Consider the following 15481-nt stretch of genomic DNA (forward strand, 5'->3'; position numbering starts at 1 on the left):
TCATCGAAGTGTCGCGCTGTGCGCCATAGAAGCGCGGCGTGAATGGAGGGACGGCGATGTCGGATGTCTGGGGTAGGGTGGACGACTACATCGTCGACAAGCTGGTCAACGAGGATGAGGCGCTGGCCGGGGCATTATCCGCGAACAGTGCTGCCGGACTTCGGCCGATCGACGTTTCCGCTGCCCAGGGCAAGTTCCTGCATCTGCTGGTGCGCATGAGCGGGGCGAAGCGCATCCTCGAGATCGGGACGCTGGGTGCCTACTCGACGATCTGGATGGCGAAGGCGCTTCCCGCCGGCGGCAAGGTCGTGACGCTCGAGTATGACCCGCACCATGCCGAGGTCGCCCGTGGCAACATCGAGCGGGCAGGGCTCTCGGGCACAATAGAGGTCCGCGTCGGCGCCGCGGCCGACACGCTGCCGGTGCTAGCGGCGGAGAAGCCGGCGCCGTTCGACTTCGTCTTCATCGATGCGGACAAGCCGAGCAATACGATCTACCTCGACTGGGCCATCAAGCTCGGCCGGCCGGGTACGGTGATCGTCCTCGACAATGTCGTCCGCGATGGAGAAGTGGCCAATGCCGCGAGCACCGATCCCAACGTCCGGGGCAGCCGTGGCGCATTTGAGCTCATCGCCAACAACCCGCGGCTGTCGGCGACGGCGCTGCAGACCGTTGGCGGTAAGGGCTATGACGGCTTCGCGGTGATGATCCTCGACTGAGGCTTACTCGGCCTTGTAGCCGACATAGGCGATGTACTCCTCGAGGATCACCGACCAGACGCCGAAGGCGGCGTCGAGGTTCTGGCGACTGACGCCGTATTCGAGGTTCACGTCGTACTCGATCGCGGCATCGAGGTCGGAGTCGAGGTAGGCGTTGCCGAAGCGCTTGTCGCGGTTCCAGGCGTTGATCGCATCGAGCGTTGGCTTGATGTTGGCGAAGCCGGCATAGAAGTTTAGGTCCTCGCAGACGCCGCTGTCGCAGTTCATGAGGAACACGTAGTAGGGCACGCCCTTGATCTTGCCGGTGATGCGCGGGTTGCCGTCGGACTGGGATTCGAGCGCGGCGGTGCCATAGGCACGGGCCAGTTCGACGATCGCATCGACCTTGCTGCCATCGACTAGGTCCTGGGCGAGGGCAGGGCCGGCAGCCAGCGTTGCAGCAATGGCGAGCCAGGCAAATCTCATCGACGCGGTCCTCCCGGTAGTGCCGGCGACAGTACACGCCGAGTCGTGATCGGCCAATGGCAGGGGCGGGCAGGGGACGATTCTTCAAAAATCGAGGAAAACTCGGCCTCACTACTGGCCAAAGCCATGCAGCGGGGACAGATTAGCATTGTCTCGTGGCCCGGCTCTGCCCAAGAGCTGAAATTCCCCGGATTTGCGGGGAGGTGAGCATTCGTTTCCCCGCAAAGAATCCTTGACGGGGGGACTCACTGCCCATATAGAGGCGCAACCTTAGCGGTCGGTCGTGAAGTTCACGCGGGTATCTGCCACCTTGTGCGGGCATCCAGGGACTTCAAACACATCGCCAAAGGCATGAGACGACGACAAATCTTTGTGCGCATGAACGCCGGCTAGCCGGTGGTCCGCTGCAATGAGAGGCGCCGCTGCCCTATCGGGTGGAATTGGCGCCCCTTTGGTTTGCCATTGTCTTTCGCAATGAATTCGGACCGATGGAAAGAGCGCAATGCCGACCATTAATCAGTTGATCCGCAAGCCTCGGGTTTCCAAGCCCAAGCGGAACAAAGTACCGGCGATGGAAGCAAACCCGCAGAAGCGCGGCGTGTGCTCTCGCGTCTATACGACTACCCCCAAGAAGCCCAACTCGGCTCTGCGTAAGGTCGCCAAGGTCCGGCTGACCACGTCCCGTGAAGTCATTTCCTACATCCCCGGCGAAGGCCACAACCTCCAGGAGCACTCGGTTGTGCTGATCCGTGGCGGTCGTGTGCGCGACCTGCCGGGTGTGCGCTACCACGTGCTGCGCGGCGTTCTCGACACCCAGTCGGTGAAGGATCGCAAGCAGCGCCGTTCGAAGTACGGCGCGAAGCGGCCGAAGTAAGGAGCAGATCCAATGTCCCGTCGTCACGCTGCTGAAAAGCGCGAAGTCAATCCCGATCCGAAGTTTGGCGATCTCGTCGTCAGCAAGTTCATGAACTCGCTGATGGAAGACGGCAAGAAGTCGGTCGCCGAGACCATCGTCTACGGTGCCTTCGACATCGTGCAGACCAAGCTGAAGCAGGATCCGGTCACCGTGTTCCACACGGCGCTCGACAACATCCGCCCGGCCGTCGAAGTTCGTTCGCGCCGCGTTGGTGGTGCGACCTACCAGGTTCCGGTCGAGGTCCGTACGGACCGTCAGCAGGCCCTGGCCATCCGCTGGCTCATCGAGTCTGCCCGCAAGCGTGGCGAGCACACCATGAAGGAGCGCCTGTCGGGCGAACTCATGGATGCCGTCAACGGCCGCGGTCAGGCCGTCAAGAAACGCGAAGACACGCACCGTATGGCTGACGCCAACCGTGCCTTCTCGCACTACCGCTGGTAACGGAAGGCTCCTCCCAAATGGCCCGCGAATACCCGATCAATCATTACCGTAACTTCGGCATCATGGCTCACATTGATGCTGGCAAGACCACCACGACCGAGCGCGTGCTCTACTACACCGGTAAGAGCCACAAGATCGGCGAAGTGCATGATGGCGCTGCCACTATGGACTGGATGGAGCAGGAGCAGGAGCGCGGGATCACCATTACGTCGGCGGCAACGACGACGTTCTGGAAGGGCCGCGACGGTTCGCAGTACCGCTTCAATATCATCGACACCCCCGGCCACGTGGACTTCACCATTGAAGTCGAGCGTTCGCTGCGTGTGCTCGACGGCGCCATTGCGTTGCTCGACGGCAACCAGGGTGTGGAGCCGCAGACGGAGACCGTCTGGCGCCAGGCCGACAAGTACAATGTTCCGCGTCTCATCTTCGTCAACAAGATGGACAAGACCGGTGCCGATTTCTACTTCTGCCTCGATACGCTGGACAAGCGCCTCGGCATCAAGCCGGTCGTGATGCAGCTGCCGATCGGCGCCGAGACCGAGTTCAAGGGCGTCGTCGACCTGATCGAGATGAACGCACTCGTCTGGCGCAACGAAGAGCTCGGTGCCCAGTGGGATGTCGTCGAGATCCCCGAGGACCTCAAGGCCAAGGCCGTCGAGTACCGTGAGAAGCTGGTCGAGACCGCCGTCGAGATGGACGATGCGGCCACCGAGGCTTACCTCAACGGTGAGATGCCAGACAATGACACGCTGCGCCGCCTGATCCGCAAGGGTACGGTCGAAGTGAAGCTGTACCCGGTGTTCTGTGGCTCGGCCTTCAAGAACAAGGGCGTCCAGCCCCTGCTGGACGGCGTCATCGACTTCCTGCCGGCCCCGACCGACATTCCCGCTATCCAGGGTATCGACGTCAAGACCGACAAGCCGATCGAGCGTCACGCGACCGACAACGAGCCGCTGTCGATGCTGGCCTTCAAGATCGCCAACGACCCGCACATGGGCTCGCTGACCTTCTGCCGCATCTACTCGGGTCACCTCGAGGCCGGTGCGATGCTTGAGAACACCGTCAAGGAAAAGAAGGAACGCGTCGGTCGCATGTTCCAGATGCACGCGAACTCTCGCGAGCAGATCAACGAAGCCTATGCCGGCGACATCGTCGCTATCGTTGGCCTCAAGGACACGACCACGGGCGATACGCTCTCGGATCCCAACAACAGGGTGATCCTCGAGCGCATGGAGTTCCCGGAGCCGGTTATCGACATCGCCGTCGAGCCGAAGTCGAAGGCCGACCAGGAGAAGATGGGCCTCGCCCTAGCTCGCCTGGCCGCCGAAGACCCGTCGTTCCGCGTCAAGACCGACGAAGAATCCGGCCAGACGATCATCTCGGGCATGGGCGAGCTTCACCTCGACATTCTCGTCGATCGCATGAAGCGCGAATTCAAGGTGGAAGCCAATATCGGTGCGCCCCAGGTGGCTTACCGCGAGGCAATCACCCGTACCGTCGAGCACGACTACACCCACAAGAAGCAGTCGGGTGGTTCGGGCCAGTTCGCTCGCATCAAGTTCCGCATCGAGCCGAATGAGCCGGGCGCGGGTTTCGAGTTCGTCTCGGAAGTCGTCGGCGGCAACGTGCCGAAGGAATATGTGCCGGGCGTGCAGAAGGGTGTTGCTTCCGTCATGGGTTCGGGTCCGATCATCGGCTTCCCGATCGTGGACGTGAAGTTCGCGCTGACCGATGGTGCCTACCACGACGTCGACTCCTCGGTTCTCGCCTTCGAAATCGCTGGCCGTGCGGGTTTCCGCGAAGCCATCGAAAAGGCCGCTCCGAAGATCCTCGAGCCGATCATGCGGGTTGAAGTTCTGACCCCGGAAGACTATGTGGGCGACGTCATCGGCGATCTGAACTCCCGCCGCGGTCAGATCCGCGGTACCGAAGCCCGGGGTATTGCCCAGGTGATCGACGCGATGGTGCCACTGGCCAATATGTTCGGCTACGTGAACTCGCTGCGTTCCATGTCTCAGGGACGTGCGCAGTACACCATGACCTTCGACCACTATGAGCAGGTCCCTACTGCGGTGGCCCAGGAAGTCCAGGCCAAGTACGCCTAACAAGCAAACCAAGGCCGACCCGGGACCCTGAGCCACCAAGGTTCTCACCCGGATCGCCGAAAGCAGACAACGACAACTGAGATCCTACTGCCGGCAAGCCAAGCTGGCACTCAATGGAGAATACGATGGGCAAGGAAAAGTTTTCCCGCAATAAGCCTCACTGCAACATCGGCACCATTGGTCACGTCGACCATGGCAAGACCTCGCTGACAGCAGCGATCACCAAGGTCCTCGCCGAAACCGGTGGCGCCACGTTCAAGGCGTACGACCAGATCGACGCAGCGCCGGAAGAGAAGGCTCGCGGGATCACCATCAATACCGCCCACGTCGAGTACGAGACGACCAACCGTCACTACGCGCACGTCGACTGCCCCGGCCACGCCGACTATGTGAAGAACATGATCACCGGCGCTGCCCAGATGGACGGCGCGATCCTGGTCGTGTCGGCTGCCGACGGCCCGATGCCGCAGACCCGCGAGCACATCCTGCTCGCTCGTCAGGTTGGCGTGCCGGCTCTCGTCGTGTTCCTGAACAAGTGCGACATGGTCGACGATCCGGAGCTCCTCGAGCTCGTCGAGCTCGAAGTTCGCGAACTGCTGTCGTCCTACGAATTCCCAGGCGACGACGTTCCGATCATCAAGGGCTCGGCTACCGAAGCTCTGAACGACGGCAACAAGGAGCTCGGCCACGACGCCGTCCTCAAGCTGATGGCCGCCGTTGACGAGTACATCCCGCAGCCGGCTCGTCCGATCGACCAGCCGTTCCTGATGCCGATCGAAGACGTGTTCTCGATCTCTGGCCGTGGCACCGTGGTGACCGGCCGTGTCGAGCGCGGCATCGTGAAGGTGGGCGAGGAAGTCGAGATCGTCGGCATCAAGGCGACGCAGAAGACGACCGTGACCGGCGTTGAAATGTTCCGCAAGCTGCTCGATCAGGGCCAGGCTGGCGACAACATCGGCGCGCTGATCCGTGGTATCGACCGTACTCAGGTCGAGCGCGGCCAGGTCCTCTGCAAGCCCGGTTCGGTTACGCCGCACACCGACTTCGTGGCTGAGGCCTACATCCTCACCAAGGAAGAGGGTGGCCGTCACACGCCGTTCTTCGCCAACTACCGTCCGCAGTTCTACTTCCGCACCACCGACGTGACCGGTGTGGTTACGCTGCCGGAAGGCACCGAAATGGTGATGCCGGGCGACAACGTGAATATCTCGGTTCAGCTGATCGTGCCGATCGCCATGGAAGAGAAGCTCCGCTTCGCTATCCGTGAGGGTGGCCGCACCGTTGGTTCGGGCGTCGTCGCCAAGATCCTGAAGTAAGCCTGGTAATCCAGGGCGCGGCGCGCGTACAGCGTGCGCCGCGTTCCATTTTTCGCTGGGAAAGCAAGATGAACGGTCAAAACATTCGCATCCGGCTCAAAGCCTTTGACCACCGTGTGCTCGACAACTCCACTCGGGAGATCGTGAACACGGCCAAGCGTACGGGTGCGCAGGTGCGCGGGCCGATCCCGCTGCCCACGCAGATTGAAAAATTCACGGTCAACCGTTCGCCGCACATCGACAAGAAGTCGCGTGAGCAGTTCGAGATCCGGACTCACAAGCGTCTTCTCGACATTGTGGATCCGACTCCGCAGACCGTCGATGCACTGATGAAGCTCGATCTCGCCGCCGGCGTCGACGTCGAAATCAAGCTCTAACAAGTACTTCGCGCTGATCACCTAAAGGGTCCTCTTAAAAAATGACCCGGTCAGCCGCCAAAGAGAGAAGGTAACAACCGATGCGTTCTGGTTTGATCGCACAGAAGGTGGGGATGACCCGACTGTTCCTGGATGACGGCACGCACGTCCCAGTGACCGTCCTCAGCCTCGAGAACTGCCAGGTCGTGGGTCAGCGCACGCAGGAGAAGGATGGCTACACCGCCCTCCAGCTCGGCGCCGGCACCGTCAAGGCGAAGAACATTACCAAGGCAGACCGCGGCCAGTTCGCTGTCGCCAAGGTCGAACCGAAGCGTCAGATAACCGAGTTTCGTGTCGATCCTGCGAACCTCATCGAAGTGGGCGCCACTTTCCAGGCCGACCATTTCGTCGAAGGCCAGCTGGTCGACGTGACCGGCACCTCGATCGGTAAGGGCTTCGCCGGCGGCATGAAGCGTTGGAACTTCGGCGGCCTGCGTGCAACGCACGGTGTGTCGGTGTCCCACCGCTCGCATGGTTCGACCGGCCAGCGCCAGGACCCGGGTAAGGTGTTCAAGGGAAAGAAGATGGCCGGCCACATGGGCGACCGTCGCATCACGACCCAGAACCTGAAAGTCGTGCGCACCGACGTGGAGCGCGGGCTGATCATGGTCGAGGGTGCTGTTCCGGGCGCCAAGGGCGGCTGGATCCAGATCAAGGACGCGGTCAAAAAGGCCGCTCCGAAGGGCGCCGCGGTGCCCGGTTCGTTCAAGGCGGCTGTTGCAGCCGTGGCCGAGGAGGCGAAATAATGGAACTCCAGGTCACAACTCTGGACGGCAAGGCCGACGGTTCGGTCACGCTGAAGGACGAGATTTTCGGTCTTGAAGTCCGCCAGGACATCCTGCACCGCATGGTCCGTTACCAGCAGCTCAAGGCGATGGCCGGCACCCACAAGGTGAAGCATCGCTCGGAGATCGCCTACACTTCGAAGAAGTCGGTGAAGCAGAAGGGTTCGGGCGGTGCTCGTCACGGCGCGAAGTCTGCTCCGCAGTTCCGTGGTGGTGGTCGTGCGTTCGGTCCCGAGCCGCGCAGCCATGCGATCGAGCTTCCCAAGAAGGTCCGCGCTCTGGCCCTCAAGCACGCCCTGTCGGCCAAGGCCGCCGCCGGCGAGCTCGTCGTGGTCCAGAACGTCACCACCAAGGAGCCCAAGACTGCAGCGCTCGTCGCTCAGTTCGGCAAGCTGGAGTGGACGAGCGCGCTGATCATCGACGGTGCCGAAGTGGACAAGAACTTCGCCCACGCCGCTCGCAACATTCCGCAGATCGACGTGCTTCCGGTGCAGGGGATCAATGTCGCCGACATTCTCCGTCGCCATAAGCTCGTTCTGACCAAAGCAGCGCTCGAAGCGCTCGAGGCACGGTTCGCATGAGCAAGTTCACCAACTACGACGTGATCCGCAGTCCGATCGTCACCGAAAAGTCGACCATGGCGTCCGAGCACGGCCAGGTCGTGTTCGAAGTCGCGATCGACGCCACCAAGACCCAGATCAAGGAAGCCGTCGAGGCTCTCTTCTCGGTCAAGGTCAAGGCCGTCAACACCCTGGTCCGCAAGGGCAAGGTGAAGCGCTTCCGTCAGGAACTTGGCACCCGCAAGGACGTCAAGAAGGCAATTGTCACCCTGGTCGATGGCCAGACGATCGATATTTCGACCGGCATCTGAGGGGGAGAGTAGAAAATGGGTTTGAAGACTTACAATCCGACCTCTCCTGGCCGCCGCCAGCTCATCACGACCGATCGGTCGGAGCTGTGGAAGGGCAAGCCGGTCAAGACGCTGACCGAAGGTCTCAGCCAGTCGGGCGGGCGCAACAACTCGGGCCGTATCACCGCGTACCATCGTGGTGGTGGTCACAAGCGCACCTACCGCATCGTCGACTTCCGCCGCACTCGGTGGGATGACGTCGCGACGGTCGAGCGCCTCGAGTACGATCCGAACCGCACGGCCTGGATCGCGCTGCTGAAGTACGAGGACGGCGAGCTCGCCTACATCGTGGCTCCCCAGCGTCTCGCCGCCGGTGACAAGGTCGTTTCGACCCTTGGCTCCGCCGACGTGAAGCCGGGCAACGCCATGCCGCTCGAGCGCATGCCGGTCGGCACGATCGTCCACAACGTCGAGATGAAGCCCCGCAAGGGCGGTCAGATCGCACGTTCGGCCGGTACCTACGCCCAGTACGTGGGTCGTGACGCCGGGTGGGCGATCCTGCGCCTCAACTCGGGTGAGCAGCGCCGTGTGCACGGCACCTGCCTCGCCACGGTTGGCGCGGTGTCGAACCAGGACCACTCCAATATCTCGATCGGCAAGGCCGGTCGTAACCGTTGGCTCGGCAAGAAGCCGGTCAACCGTGGTGTTACCATGAACCCGGTCGATCACCCGCATGGTGGTGGTGAAGGCCGTACCTCGGGTGGCCGCCACCCGGTGAGCCCGTGGGGCAAGCCGACCAAGGGCAAGAAGACCCGTTCCAACAAGTCGACGGACAAGTTCATCGTCCGCTCGCGTCACGTGAAGAAGGGCCGCTAAGCCATGTCGCGTTCAGTCTGGAAAGGCCCGTTCGTCGACGGCTACCTGCTCAAGAAGGCAGAGACCAGCCGTGCGAGCGGTCGCAACGAAGTCATCAAGATCTGGAGCCGTCGTTCCACGATCCTGCCGCAGTTCGTCGGTCTCACCTTCGGCGTTCACAATGGCCACAAGCATGTGCCGGTGAACGTCCAGGAAGAAATGATCGGCCACAAGTTCGGCGAGTTCGCCCCGACCCGTACCTACTACGGGCACGCGGCCGACAAGAAGGCCAAGAGGAAGTAAGATGAGCAAGCCGAAAACTCAGCGCGCGCTCAAGGACAACGAGGCAAAGGCGGTTCTCCGCATGCTTCGCACCTCGGGCCAGAAGCTCAACCTCGTGGCAGCGATGATCCGCGGCAAGAAGGTCGACAAGGCCCTGGCCGAGCTCGAGTTCTCGCGCAAGCGCGTCGCCGGCCCGGTGAAGAAGACGCTCGAGAGCGCCATCGCCAATGCCGAAAACAACCACGGTCTCGATCCGGACAGCCTGATCGTTGCCGAGGCCTATGTCGGCGACGGCCTGATCATGAAGCGCTTCATGGCGCGTGGTCGTGGCCATGCCGCTCGTCTCGAGCACACGTTCTCGAACCTCACGATCGTGGTTCGCCAAGTTGAGGAGACCGCATAATGGGTCAGAAGATCAACCCGATCGGTCTGCGCCTCGGCATCAACCGCACCTGGGACTCTCGTTGGTACGCCGACGGCGCCGAGTACGGTAACCTGCTGCAGGAAGACCTGAAGATCCGCGAGACCCTGCTCGAGGACCTCAAGCAGGCCGCCGTCTCCAAGATCGTCATCGAGCGTCCGCACCGCAAGTGCCGCGTGTCGATCCACACTGCTCGTCCGGGCATCGTGATCGGCAAGAAGGGCGCTGACATCGACAAGATCCGCGCCAAGGTGAAGAAGTTCACCGACAGCGAAGTGCACATCAACATCGTTGAAGTGCGCAAGCCGGAAACCGATGCAAACCTCGTCGCCCAGGGCATTGCCCAGCAGCTCGAGCGTCGCGTGGCGTTCCGCCGTGCGATGAAGCGTGCCGTGCAGACCGCGATCCGCATGGGCGCCGGTGGCATCCGTGTGAACGTTGGTGGCCGTCTCGGCGGTGCCGATATCGCGCGTACCGAGTGGTACCGCGAAGGTCGCGTTCCGCTGCATACGCTGCGCGCCGATATCGACTACGGCACTGCCGAAGCCCGTACGACCTACGGCATCATCGGCATCAAGGTGTGGGTGTTCAAGGGCGAAGTCCTCGAGCACGATCCGTCGGCGCACGAGCGCCGTGCAACGGAAGCCGCGCCGAACGATGGCCAGCGCCGCGAGCGTGGCGACCGTGACGATCGTGGCGATCGCCCGAACCGTCGCGATCGCGAAGCTGCGAACTGAGAAGGCATAGACAAAAATGCTGCAGCCAAAACGTACCAAGTTCCGCAAGGCTCATAAGGGCCGCATCCATGGCAATGCCAAGGGTGGCACGGAGCTGGCTTTCGGTCAGTTCGGCCTGAAGTCCCAGGAGCCCGAGCGCGTCACTGCTCGCCAGATCGAAGCGGCCCGCCGCGCAATCACCCGCGAGATGAAGCGCGCCGGCCGCGTCTGGATCCGTGTCTTCCCGGACCTGCCGGTTTCCAAGAAGCCGACCGAAGTCCGCATGGGTAAGGGCAAGGGTTCGGTCGAGTTCTGGGCGGCTCGCGTAAAGCCGGGTCGCATCCTGTTCGAAATCGACGGCGTCCCCGAGGACGTCGCCAAGGAAGCCCTGCGCCTCGGCGCCATGAAGCTTCCAATCATCACGCGGGTCGTCACCCGCATTGCGGATTGATAGCCATGGCCCGTGCACCCAAGAAGACGGAAGTGAAGAGCGGCGGTGCCGCCGACCTTCGCGCCAAGACCCCCGATGAGCTGAAGGATCAGCTCCTCGGGCTGAAGAAAGAGCAATTCAACCTTCGCTTCCAGCGCGCTACCCAGCAGCTGGAAAAGCCGGGTCGGGTTCGTGAGGTCCGCCGCGAGATCGCGCGGGTCAAGACGATCCTCGGCCAAAAGGCCGAAGCGAAGTAAGGAGACACAGATGCCCAAGCGCGTACTGCAGGGGACCGTGGTCTCCGATACGAATGAAAAGACTGTGGTGGTGCGGGTCGACCGCGCGTTCACCCACCCGGTGATGAAGAAGACCGTGCGCCGGTCGAAGAAGTACCACGCCCACGACGAGGCCAATGCGGCCAAGGTTGGGGATGTCGTGTGGATCGAAGAGTCGGCGCCGATTTCGAAAAACAAGCGTTGGGTCCTAAAGCCCTCCGCGTAAACCGGAATTTAGGGCTCGCCGGGTAGGCAGACCCCGAAACTTAGAAGGCATCAAGCCATGATCCAGATGCAGTCCAATCTCGACGTAGCCGACAATTCGGGTGCGCGTCGTGTCATGTGCATCAAGGTGCTCGGCGGTTCGCACCGCAAGTACGCTTCGGTGGGCGACATCATCGTCGTCTCCGTGAAGGATGCGATCCCGCGTGGTCGCGTGAAGAAGGGCCAGGTGATGAAGGCCGTTGTCGTGCGCACCGCATTCCCGGTTCGCCGCACCGATGGCACCGTCATCCGGTTCGACCGCAACGCAGCTGTGCTGATCAACAATCAGTCCGAGCCGATCGGCACCCGTATCTTCGGGCCAGTGCCGCGCGAGCTGCGTTCCAAGAACCACATGAAGATCATTTCGCTTGCTCCGGAGGTGCTGTGATGGCTTCCAAGATCAAGAAGGGCGACAAGGTCGTCGTTCTCGCCGGCAAGGACAAGGGCAAGACCGGTACGGTCGAGCGCGTCATGCCTGACGAGACCCGCGCCGTGGTTACCGGCATCAATCTCGTGCGTCGCCACACCAAGCAGACCGCGAGCCAGGATGCCGGCATCTTCACCAAGGCCGCGCCGATTCACCTGAGCAACCTCGCGGTGGCCGATGCCAATGGCAAGGCGACCCGCGTTGGTTTCAAGATCAATGCCGACGGCACCAAGGTGCGCGTGGCCAAGTCGACCGGAGACTCGATCGATGGCTGATACCGCCTATATCCCGCGTCTCCGTACCCAGTACGACGAGACCATCAAAGCCAACCTCATCAAAGAGTTCGGCTACAAGAACGTCATGCAGGCGCCCAAGCTCGACAAGATCGTGCTGAACATGGGTGTCGGCGAGGCCGTGAACGACACCAAGAAGGTGAAGGCCGCTGCTGCCGATCTCGAGCGGATCGCCGGCCAGAAGGTCGTCATCACTCACGCCCGCAAGTCCATCGCCGGCTTCAAGGTCCGCGAAGAGATGCCGCTGGGCGTGAAGGTGACCCTTCGCAAGGTCCGCATGTACGAGTTCCTGGATCGCCTGGTGAACATCGCACTGCCGCGCGTTCGTGACTTCCGTGGCCTGAACCCGAATTCGTTCGACGGCAACGGCAACTACGCCATGGGCATCAAAGAGCACATCATCTTCCCCGAGATCAATTTCGATCAGATCGATCAGACCTGGGGCATGGATATCATCGTGTGCACGACGGCCCGCACGGACGACGAAGCCCGGGCTCTGCTCAAGGCTTTCAATTTCCCCTTCCGGCAGTAACGGAAGAGACGAGGTAGGACATGGCAAAGACCAGCTCCATCGAGAAGAACAACAAGCGCAAGCGCCTTGCTAAGCAGCTCGCTCCCAAGCGTGCGAAGCTCAAGGCGACTGTTATGGACCAGAAGCTGTCGCTCGAAGAGCGCTTCGCTGCCCAGCTCAAGCTGGCTGCGCTGCCGCGCAATTCGGCCGAGAACCGCGTCCACAACCGTTGCGAAGTCAGCGGTCGTCCGCGTGGCTATTACCGCAAGCTCAAGATGAGCCGTATTGCCCTGCGTCAGCTTGGCAGCCTCGGGCTCATCCCGGGCATGGTCAAGTCGAGCTGGTAAGGAGAAACAGATATGTCCCTCTCTGATCCGATCGGCGATATGCTGACCCGCATCCGCAACGCGCAGCTGCGCCGTCGCGATGTGGTCACCACCCCGGCCTCGACCCTGCGCGGCCGTGTCCTCGACGTGCTGAAGTCGGAAGGCTTCATCCGCGGGTACTCGGAGTCGCACATGGACAACGGCGTCCTTCAGTACGACATCGAACTGAAGTACTCCGACAGCGAGCCGGTGATCCGTACTATCGAGCGCGTCTCGCGCCCGGGCCGTCGCGTTTACGCGTCGGTGAAGAATATCCCGTCCGTCGCGAACGGTCTCGGTGTGTCGATCCTGTCGACCCCGAAGGGCGTGATGGCCGACCACGAAGCTAAAGCCCAGAACCTGGGTGGCGAGGTACTCTGCCGCGTCTTCTAAGGCTGATGCCTTGAAGCCGTCGGTGTGACGATTACTCCGAAGGAAGTAAGAACAGAATGTCCCGTACAGGCAAAAAGCCGGTCGCAAAGGTCAGTGGCGTTACCGTCACGATCTCCGATCGCACGGTCACCGCGAAGGGGCCGAAGGGCGAGCAGTCGCTGACGCTCATGGATATCGTGAACGCCAAGCAGACCGATGACGGCATCGTCATCGAGCCCGCCAACGACACCAAGGAAGCTCGCGCTGCCTGGGGGACGACCCGTGCGCTAATCAACAACATGGTTGTTGGCGTCGACAAGGGTTTCGAGAAGAAGCTGCAGATCCAGGGCGTCGGTTACCGCGCCGCCATGCAGGGCAAGGATCTCAAGCTCTCGCTCGGTTTCAGCCACGAAGTGGTGTTCGAGACTCCCAAGGGGATCACGATCGCTACGCCGACGCAGACGGAAGTCGTCGTCACCGGCGTGGACAAGCAACAGGTCGGTCAGGTTGCTGCCGATATCCGCGGCTGGCGTCCGCCGGAGCCCTACAAGGGCAAGGGCGTGCGCTATGTGGGCGAATACATCGCCCGCAAAGAAGGCAAGAAGAAGTAAGGAAGCGCCGAGATGCAGACCAAGCTCAAAGGTGCGGATCGCCGCAAGGCCCGCGTCCGCAAGGCGCTCAAGGCCAATTCCGCCGGCCGCCCGCGTCTGTCCGTGCACCGCACGGGCAAGAATATCTACGCCCAGATCATTGACGACGCTTCGGGCCGTACGCTCGCTGCCGCCTCGACGATCGACAAGGACGTGAAGTCGTCGCTCAAGACCGGCTCGACCGCGGAGGCTGCTGCCACCGTGGGCAAGCTGATCGCCGAGCGTGGCATTGCCGCCAAGGTCTCCGAGGTCGTGTTCGATCGTGGTGCCTACCTGTACCACGGCCGTGTGAAGGCCCTGGGCGACGCGGCTCGCGAAGCCGGCCTCCAGTTCTGATCGCGTAAAGGAAAAGACAATGAGAGACGTTCAAGAGCGCGATAGCGAATTCGTCGACCGGCTGGTGCACATCAACCGCGTCGCCAAAGTGGTGAAGGGTGGCCGTCGTTTCGGCTTCGCTGCACTCGTCGTTGTCGGCGACCAGAAGGGCCGCGTTGGCTTCGGTCATGGCAAGGCGCGTGAAGTGCCCGAGGCCATCCGCAAGGCCACCGAGCAGGCCAAGCGCCAGATGATCCGCGTGCCGCTGCGGGATGCCCGTACGCTGCACCACGACGTCGTGGGTCACCACGGCGCCGGCAAGGTCATCCTCCGCGCTGCCGTTCCCGGTACCGGCATCATCGCCGGCGGCCCGATGCGCGCCGTGTTCGAGACCCTCGGGGTCAACGACATCGTCGCCAAGTCGCAGGGCACCGCCAATCCGTACAACATGGTGCGGGCCACCTTCGATGCGCTGAAGCGCGTTGATAGCCCGCGTTCGGTCGCCGCCCGTCGCGGCCTGAAGGTCTCCGACCTCCAGGCTCGCCGTGGCGAGACCGTCGAAGCCTGATCCGGAGTAGTTGGAAATGGCCGATAAGACCGTCACCATCGAGCAGATTGCGAGCCCGTCGCGCCGTCCGGCCGACCAGCGGGCCACGCTGATCGGGCTCGGCCTCAACAAGGTGCGCAAGCAGTCGACCCTCAAGGACACCCCCGAGGTCCGCGGCATGATCCGTAAGATCCCGCACCTCGTGCGCGTCGTCGACGCCAAATAAGGAACGAGAACAATGACTCGTTTGAACGAACTCCGGGATAACCCGGGTGCCAACAAGAAGCGCGTGCGCGTTGGCCGCGGCATCGGCTCGGGCGTCGGCAAGACCGGCGGTCGTGGCGGCAAGGGCCAGACGGCACGCTCCGGCGTCGCCATCAACGGCTTCGAAGGCGGCCAGATGCCGCTGCACATGCGTATGCCGAAGCGCGGCTTCAACGCCCTGAATCCGGGCGACTGGAACGAAGTGCGTATCGATCGTCTCCAGGCCTACATCGATAGCGGCAAGCTCGATGCCAAGGGCGTGATCGACGCCGACGCGCTGATCGCTGCCCGCGTCATCCGTCGCGTCAAGGACGGCGTGCGCCTCATCGGTTCGTCCGGCTTCAAGGCGTCCAAGGTCACCTTCAAGGTGAACTACGCGACTGCCGGTGCTACTGCCGCTATTGAATCGGCCGGTGGCAAGATCGATATCATCCCGGCCAAGGCGACCTGGAAGAAGACTCCACACGCCGGCTAATAG

27 protein-coding genes are annotated in these 15481 nt (G+C 62.3%); 26 read left to right on the plus strand and 1 reads right to left on the minus strand.

Annotated features, from left to right (window positions below; genetic code table 11):
- Positions 1-56 precede the first annotated feature (56 nt).
- Positions 57-719 (plus strand): O-methyltransferase, encoded by a 663-nt coding sequence (locus tag ACOYW5_RS02505; RefSeq protein WP_423067691.1) that lies wholly within the window; start codon positions 57-59, stop codon positions 717-719.
- A 3-nt stretch (positions 720-722) separates the two neighbouring features.
- Here ACOYW5_RS02505 and ACOYW5_RS02510 read toward each other — a convergent pair whose 3' ends face one another.
- On the minus strand, positions 723-1184 hold the full coding sequence (locus ACOYW5_RS02510) for a YbjN domain-containing protein (protein WP_423067692.1): 462 nt from the start codon (positions 1182-1184) through the stop codon (positions 723-725).
- Between the two features lie 502 nt (positions 1185-1686).
- Between ACOYW5_RS02510 and rpsL the strand changes: the two genes are divergently transcribed.
- From rpsL to rplO, 25 genes are all read left to right on the plus strand, one after another.
- Positions 1687-2058, plus strand: a complete 372-nt coding sequence (gene rpsL, locus ACOYW5_RS02515) for a 30S ribosomal protein S12 (protein ID WP_055049779.1) — start codon at positions 1687-1689, stop codon at positions 2056-2058.
- Positions 2059-2070: 12 nt separating this feature from the next.
- The gene (rpsG, locus tag ACOYW5_RS02520) at positions 2071-2541 is read left to right on the plus strand and encodes a 30S ribosomal protein S7 (protein WP_423067693.1); all 471 of its coding nucleotides are present in this window, start codon (positions 2071-2073) and stop codon (positions 2539-2541) included.
- 17 nt (positions 2542-2558) lie between these two features.
- Positions 2559-4649, plus strand: coding sequence for an elongation factor G (gene fusA, locus ACOYW5_RS02525; RefSeq protein ID WP_423067694.1), 2091 nt, complete (start codon positions 2559-2561; stop codon positions 4647-4649).
- Positions 4650-4774: 125 nt separating this feature from the next.
- The gene (gene tuf / locus ACOYW5_RS02530) at positions 4775-5965 is read left to right on the plus strand and encodes an elongation factor Tu (protein ID WP_055877931.1); all 1191 of its coding nucleotides are present in this window, start codon (positions 4775-4777) and stop codon (positions 5963-5965) included.
- Between the two features lie 68 nt (positions 5966-6033).
- Complete coding sequence (gene rpsJ / locus ACOYW5_RS02535) at positions 6034-6342, plus strand: 30S ribosomal protein S10 (RefSeq protein WP_423067695.1); 309 nt, start codon at positions 6034-6036, stop codon at positions 6340-6342.
- Positions 6343-6422: 80 nt separating this feature from the next.
- Positions 6423-7127 carry a 50S ribosomal protein L3 gene (gene rplC / locus ACOYW5_RS02540; protein ID WP_423067696.1) on the plus strand — a complete coding sequence of 235 codons (705 nt, stop codon included), beginning with the start codon at positions 6423-6425 and terminating at the stop codon, positions 7125-7127.
- Complete coding sequence (gene rplD, locus ACOYW5_RS02545) at positions 7127-7747, plus strand: 50S ribosomal protein L4 (RefSeq protein ID WP_423067697.1); 621 nt, start codon at positions 7127-7129, stop codon at positions 7745-7747. The genes rplC and rplD overlap by 1 nt, the downstream gene beginning before the upstream one ends.
- The gene (locus tag ACOYW5_RS02550; RefSeq protein WP_423067698.1) at positions 7744-8037 is read left to right on the plus strand and encodes a 50S ribosomal protein L23; all 294 of its coding nucleotides are present in this window, start codon (positions 7744-7746) and stop codon (positions 8035-8037) included. Before rplD ends, ACOYW5_RS02550 begins: the two co-directional genes overlap by 4 nt.
- A 15-nt stretch (positions 8038-8052) precedes the next feature.
- Positions 8053-8892 carry a 50S ribosomal protein L2 gene (gene rplB / locus ACOYW5_RS02555; protein ID WP_423067699.1) on the plus strand — a complete coding sequence of 280 codons (840 nt, stop codon included), beginning with the start codon at positions 8053-8055 and terminating at the stop codon, positions 8890-8892.
- Between the two features lie 3 nt (positions 8893-8895).
- Positions 8896-9174 carry a 30S ribosomal protein S19 gene (rpsS, locus tag ACOYW5_RS02560; protein ID WP_055049075.1) on the plus strand — a complete coding sequence of 93 codons (279 nt, stop codon included), beginning with the start codon at positions 8896-8898 and terminating at the stop codon, positions 9172-9174.
- A 1-nt stretch (position 9175) separates the two neighbouring features.
- Positions 9176-9556, plus strand: a complete 381-nt coding sequence (gene rplV, locus ACOYW5_RS02565) for a 50S ribosomal protein L22 (RefSeq protein WP_291392983.1) — start codon at positions 9176-9178, stop codon at positions 9554-9556.
- Positions 9556-10311, plus strand: a complete 756-nt coding sequence (rpsC, locus tag ACOYW5_RS02570) for a 30S ribosomal protein S3 (protein WP_423067700.1) — start codon at positions 9556-9558, stop codon at positions 10309-10311. The genes rplV and rpsC overlap by 1 nt, the downstream gene beginning before the upstream one ends.
- Positions 10312-10327: 16 nt before the next feature.
- Positions 10328-10741, plus strand: a complete 414-nt coding sequence (gene rplP, locus ACOYW5_RS02575; protein WP_055049078.1) for a 50S ribosomal protein L16 — start codon at positions 10328-10330, stop codon at positions 10739-10741.
- 5 nt (positions 10742-10746) lie between these two features.
- A complete protein-coding gene (rpmC, locus tag ACOYW5_RS02580; RefSeq protein ID WP_423067701.1) occupies positions 10747-10977 on the plus strand; it encodes a 50S ribosomal protein L29 in 231 nt (76 codons plus the stop codon).
- A 10-nt stretch (positions 10978-10987) separates the two neighbouring features.
- The gene (rpsQ, locus tag ACOYW5_RS02585) at positions 10988-11221 is read left to right on the plus strand and encodes a 30S ribosomal protein S17 (RefSeq protein WP_423067702.1); all 234 of its coding nucleotides are present in this window, start codon (positions 10988-10990) and stop codon (positions 11219-11221) included.
- Positions 11222-11278: 57 nt separating this feature from the next.
- Positions 11279-11647 carry a 50S ribosomal protein L14 gene (rplN, locus tag ACOYW5_RS02590; protein WP_421759808.1) on the plus strand — a complete coding sequence of 123 codons (369 nt, stop codon included), beginning with the start codon at positions 11279-11281 and terminating at the stop codon, positions 11645-11647.
- Positions 11647-11961, plus strand: a complete 315-nt coding sequence (rplX, locus tag ACOYW5_RS02595) for a 50S ribosomal protein L24 (protein WP_423067703.1) — start codon at positions 11647-11649, stop codon at positions 11959-11961. Before rplN ends, rplX begins: the two co-directional genes overlap by 1 nt.
- A complete protein-coding gene (rplE, locus tag ACOYW5_RS02600; protein ID WP_423067704.1) occupies positions 11954-12511 on the plus strand; it encodes a 50S ribosomal protein L5 in 558 nt (185 codons plus the stop codon). The genes rplX and rplE overlap by 8 nt, the downstream gene beginning before the upstream one ends.
- A 20-nt stretch (positions 12512-12531) precedes the next feature.
- Positions 12532-12837 carry a 30S ribosomal protein S14 gene (gene rpsN, locus ACOYW5_RS02605; RefSeq protein WP_423067705.1) on the plus strand — a complete coding sequence of 102 codons (306 nt, stop codon included), beginning with the start codon at positions 12532-12534 and terminating at the stop codon, positions 12835-12837.
- A 12-nt stretch (positions 12838-12849) separates the two neighbouring features.
- Complete coding sequence (gene rpsH, locus ACOYW5_RS02610) at positions 12850-13248, plus strand: 30S ribosomal protein S8 (RefSeq protein ID WP_423067706.1); 399 nt, start codon at positions 12850-12852, stop codon at positions 13246-13248.
- A 56-nt stretch (positions 13249-13304) separates the two neighbouring features.
- Positions 13305-13838 carry a 50S ribosomal protein L6 gene (gene rplF, locus ACOYW5_RS02615; protein ID WP_423067707.1) on the plus strand — a complete coding sequence of 178 codons (534 nt, stop codon included), beginning with the start codon at positions 13305-13307 and terminating at the stop codon, positions 13836-13838.
- 12 nt (positions 13839-13850) lie between these two features.
- Complete coding sequence (gene rplR / locus ACOYW5_RS02620; RefSeq protein WP_423067708.1) at positions 13851-14213, plus strand: 50S ribosomal protein L18; 363 nt, start codon at positions 13851-13853, stop codon at positions 14211-14213.
- Positions 14214-14232: 19 nt separating this feature from the next.
- Positions 14233-14760, plus strand: a complete 528-nt coding sequence (rpsE, locus tag ACOYW5_RS02625; protein ID WP_055049088.1) for a 30S ribosomal protein S5 — start codon at positions 14233-14235, stop codon at positions 14758-14760.
- 16 nt (positions 14761-14776) lie between these two features.
- The gene (gene rpmD / locus ACOYW5_RS02630; RefSeq protein WP_055049089.1) at positions 14777-14965 is read left to right on the plus strand and encodes a 50S ribosomal protein L30; all 189 of its coding nucleotides are present in this window, start codon (positions 14777-14779) and stop codon (positions 14963-14965) included.
- A gap of 12 nt (positions 14966-14977) precedes the next feature.
- A complete protein-coding gene (rplO, locus tag ACOYW5_RS02635) occupies positions 14978-15478 on the plus strand; it encodes a 50S ribosomal protein L15 (protein WP_423067709.1) in 501 nt (166 codons plus the stop codon).
- Positions 15479-15481: the final 3 nt, after the last annotated feature.

It is taken from the genome of Devosia sp. CN2-171 (assembly GCF_049354815.1).
Classification (GTDB): domain Bacteria; phylum Pseudomonadota; class Alphaproteobacteria; order Rhizobiales; family Devosiaceae; genus Devosia_A.

What these genes read in the sequence shown, in the direction of transcription:
- rplN (WP_421759808.1), top strand. Translation starts at nt 11,279, where the DNA reads ATGATCCAGATGCAGTCCAATCTCGACGTAGCCGACAATTCGGGTGCG.
- rpmD (WP_055049089.1), top strand. Translation starts at nt 14,777, where the DNA reads ATGGCCGATAAGACCGTCACCATCGAGCAGATTGCGAGCCCGTCGCGC.
- ACOYW5_RS02550 (WP_423067698.1), top strand. Translation starts at nt 7,744, where the DNA reads ATGAGCAAGTTCACCAACTACGACGTGATCCGCAGTCCGATCGTCACC.
- rpsS (WP_055049075.1), top strand. Translation starts at nt 8,896, where the DNA reads ATGTCGCGTTCAGTCTGGAAAGGCCCGTTCGTCGACGGCTACCTGCTC.
- rpsQ (WP_423067702.1), top strand. Translation starts at nt 10,988, where the DNA reads ATGCCCAAGCGCGTACTGCAGGGGACCGTGGTCTCCGATACGAATGAA.
- rpsJ (WP_423067695.1), top strand. Translation starts at nt 6,034, where the DNA reads ATGAACGGTCAAAACATTCGCATCCGGCTCAAAGCCTTTGACCACCGT.
- ACOYW5_RS02510 (WP_423067692.1), bottom strand. Translation starts at nt 1,184, where the DNA reads ATGAGATTTGCCTGGCTCGCCATTGCTGCAACGCTGGCTGCCGGCCCT.
- rpsC (WP_423067700.1), top strand. Translation starts at nt 9,556, where the DNA reads ATGGGTCAGAAGATCAACCCGATCGGTCTGCGCCTCGGCATCAACCGC.
- rpsH (WP_423067706.1), top strand. Translation starts at nt 12,850, where the DNA reads ATGTCCCTCTCTGATCCGATCGGCGATATGCTGACCCGCATCCGCAAC.
- rpmC (WP_423067701.1), top strand. Translation starts at nt 10,747, where the DNA reads ATGGCCCGTGCACCCAAGAAGACGGAAGTGAAGAGCGGCGGTGCCGCC.
- rplP (WP_055049078.1), top strand. Translation starts at nt 10,328, where the DNA reads ATGCTGCAGCCAAAACGTACCAAGTTCCGCAAGGCTCATAAGGGCCGC.
- tuf (WP_055877931.1), top strand. Translation starts at nt 4,775, where the DNA reads ATGGGCAAGGAAAAGTTTTCCCGCAATAAGCCTCACTGCAACATCGGC.
- rplC (WP_423067696.1), top strand. Translation starts at nt 6,423, where the DNA reads ATGCGTTCTGGTTTGATCGCACAGAAGGTGGGGATGACCCGACTGTTC.
- rplV (WP_291392983.1), top strand. Translation starts at nt 9,176, where the DNA reads ATGAGCAAGCCGAAAACTCAGCGCGCGCTCAAGGACAACGAGGCAAAG.
- rplE (WP_423067704.1), top strand. Translation starts at nt 11,954, where the DNA reads ATGGCTGATACCGCCTATATCCCGCGTCTCCGTACCCAGTACGACGAG.
- ACOYW5_RS02505 (WP_423067691.1), top strand. Translation starts at nt 57, where the DNA reads ATGTCGGATGTCTGGGGTAGGGTGGACGACTACATCGTCGACAAGCTG.
- rplB (WP_423067699.1), top strand. Translation starts at nt 8,053, where the DNA reads ATGGGTTTGAAGACTTACAATCCGACCTCTCCTGGCCGCCGCCAGCTC.
- rpsL (WP_055049779.1), top strand. Translation starts at nt 1,687, where the DNA reads ATGCCGACCATTAATCAGTTGATCCGCAAGCCTCGGGTTTCCAAGCCC.
- rplR (WP_423067708.1), top strand. Translation starts at nt 13,851, where the DNA reads ATGCAGACCAAGCTCAAAGGTGCGGATCGCCGCAAGGCCCGCGTCCGC.
- rplO (WP_423067709.1), top strand. Translation starts at nt 14,978, where the DNA reads ATGACTCGTTTGAACGAACTCCGGGATAACCCGGGTGCCAACAAGAAG.
- rpsE (WP_055049088.1), top strand. Translation starts at nt 14,233, where the DNA reads ATGAGAGACGTTCAAGAGCGCGATAGCGAATTCGTCGACCGGCTGGTG.
- rplF (WP_423067707.1), top strand. Translation starts at nt 13,305, where the DNA reads ATGTCCCGTACAGGCAAAAAGCCGGTCGCAAAGGTCAGTGGCGTTACC.
- rpsG (WP_423067693.1), top strand. Translation starts at nt 2,071, where the DNA reads ATGTCCCGTCGTCACGCTGCTGAAAAGCGCGAAGTCAATCCCGATCCG.
- rpsN (WP_423067705.1), top strand. Translation starts at nt 12,532, where the DNA reads ATGGCAAAGACCAGCTCCATCGAGAAGAACAACAAGCGCAAGCGCCTT.
- rplX (WP_423067703.1), top strand. Translation starts at nt 11,647, where the DNA reads ATGGCTTCCAAGATCAAGAAGGGCGACAAGGTCGTCGTTCTCGCCGGC.
- fusA (WP_423067694.1), top strand. Translation starts at nt 2,559, where the DNA reads ATGGCCCGCGAATACCCGATCAATCATTACCGTAACTTCGGCATCATG.
- rplD (WP_423067697.1), top strand. Translation starts at nt 7,127, where the DNA reads ATGGAACTCCAGGTCACAACTCTGGACGGCAAGGCCGACGGTTCGGTC.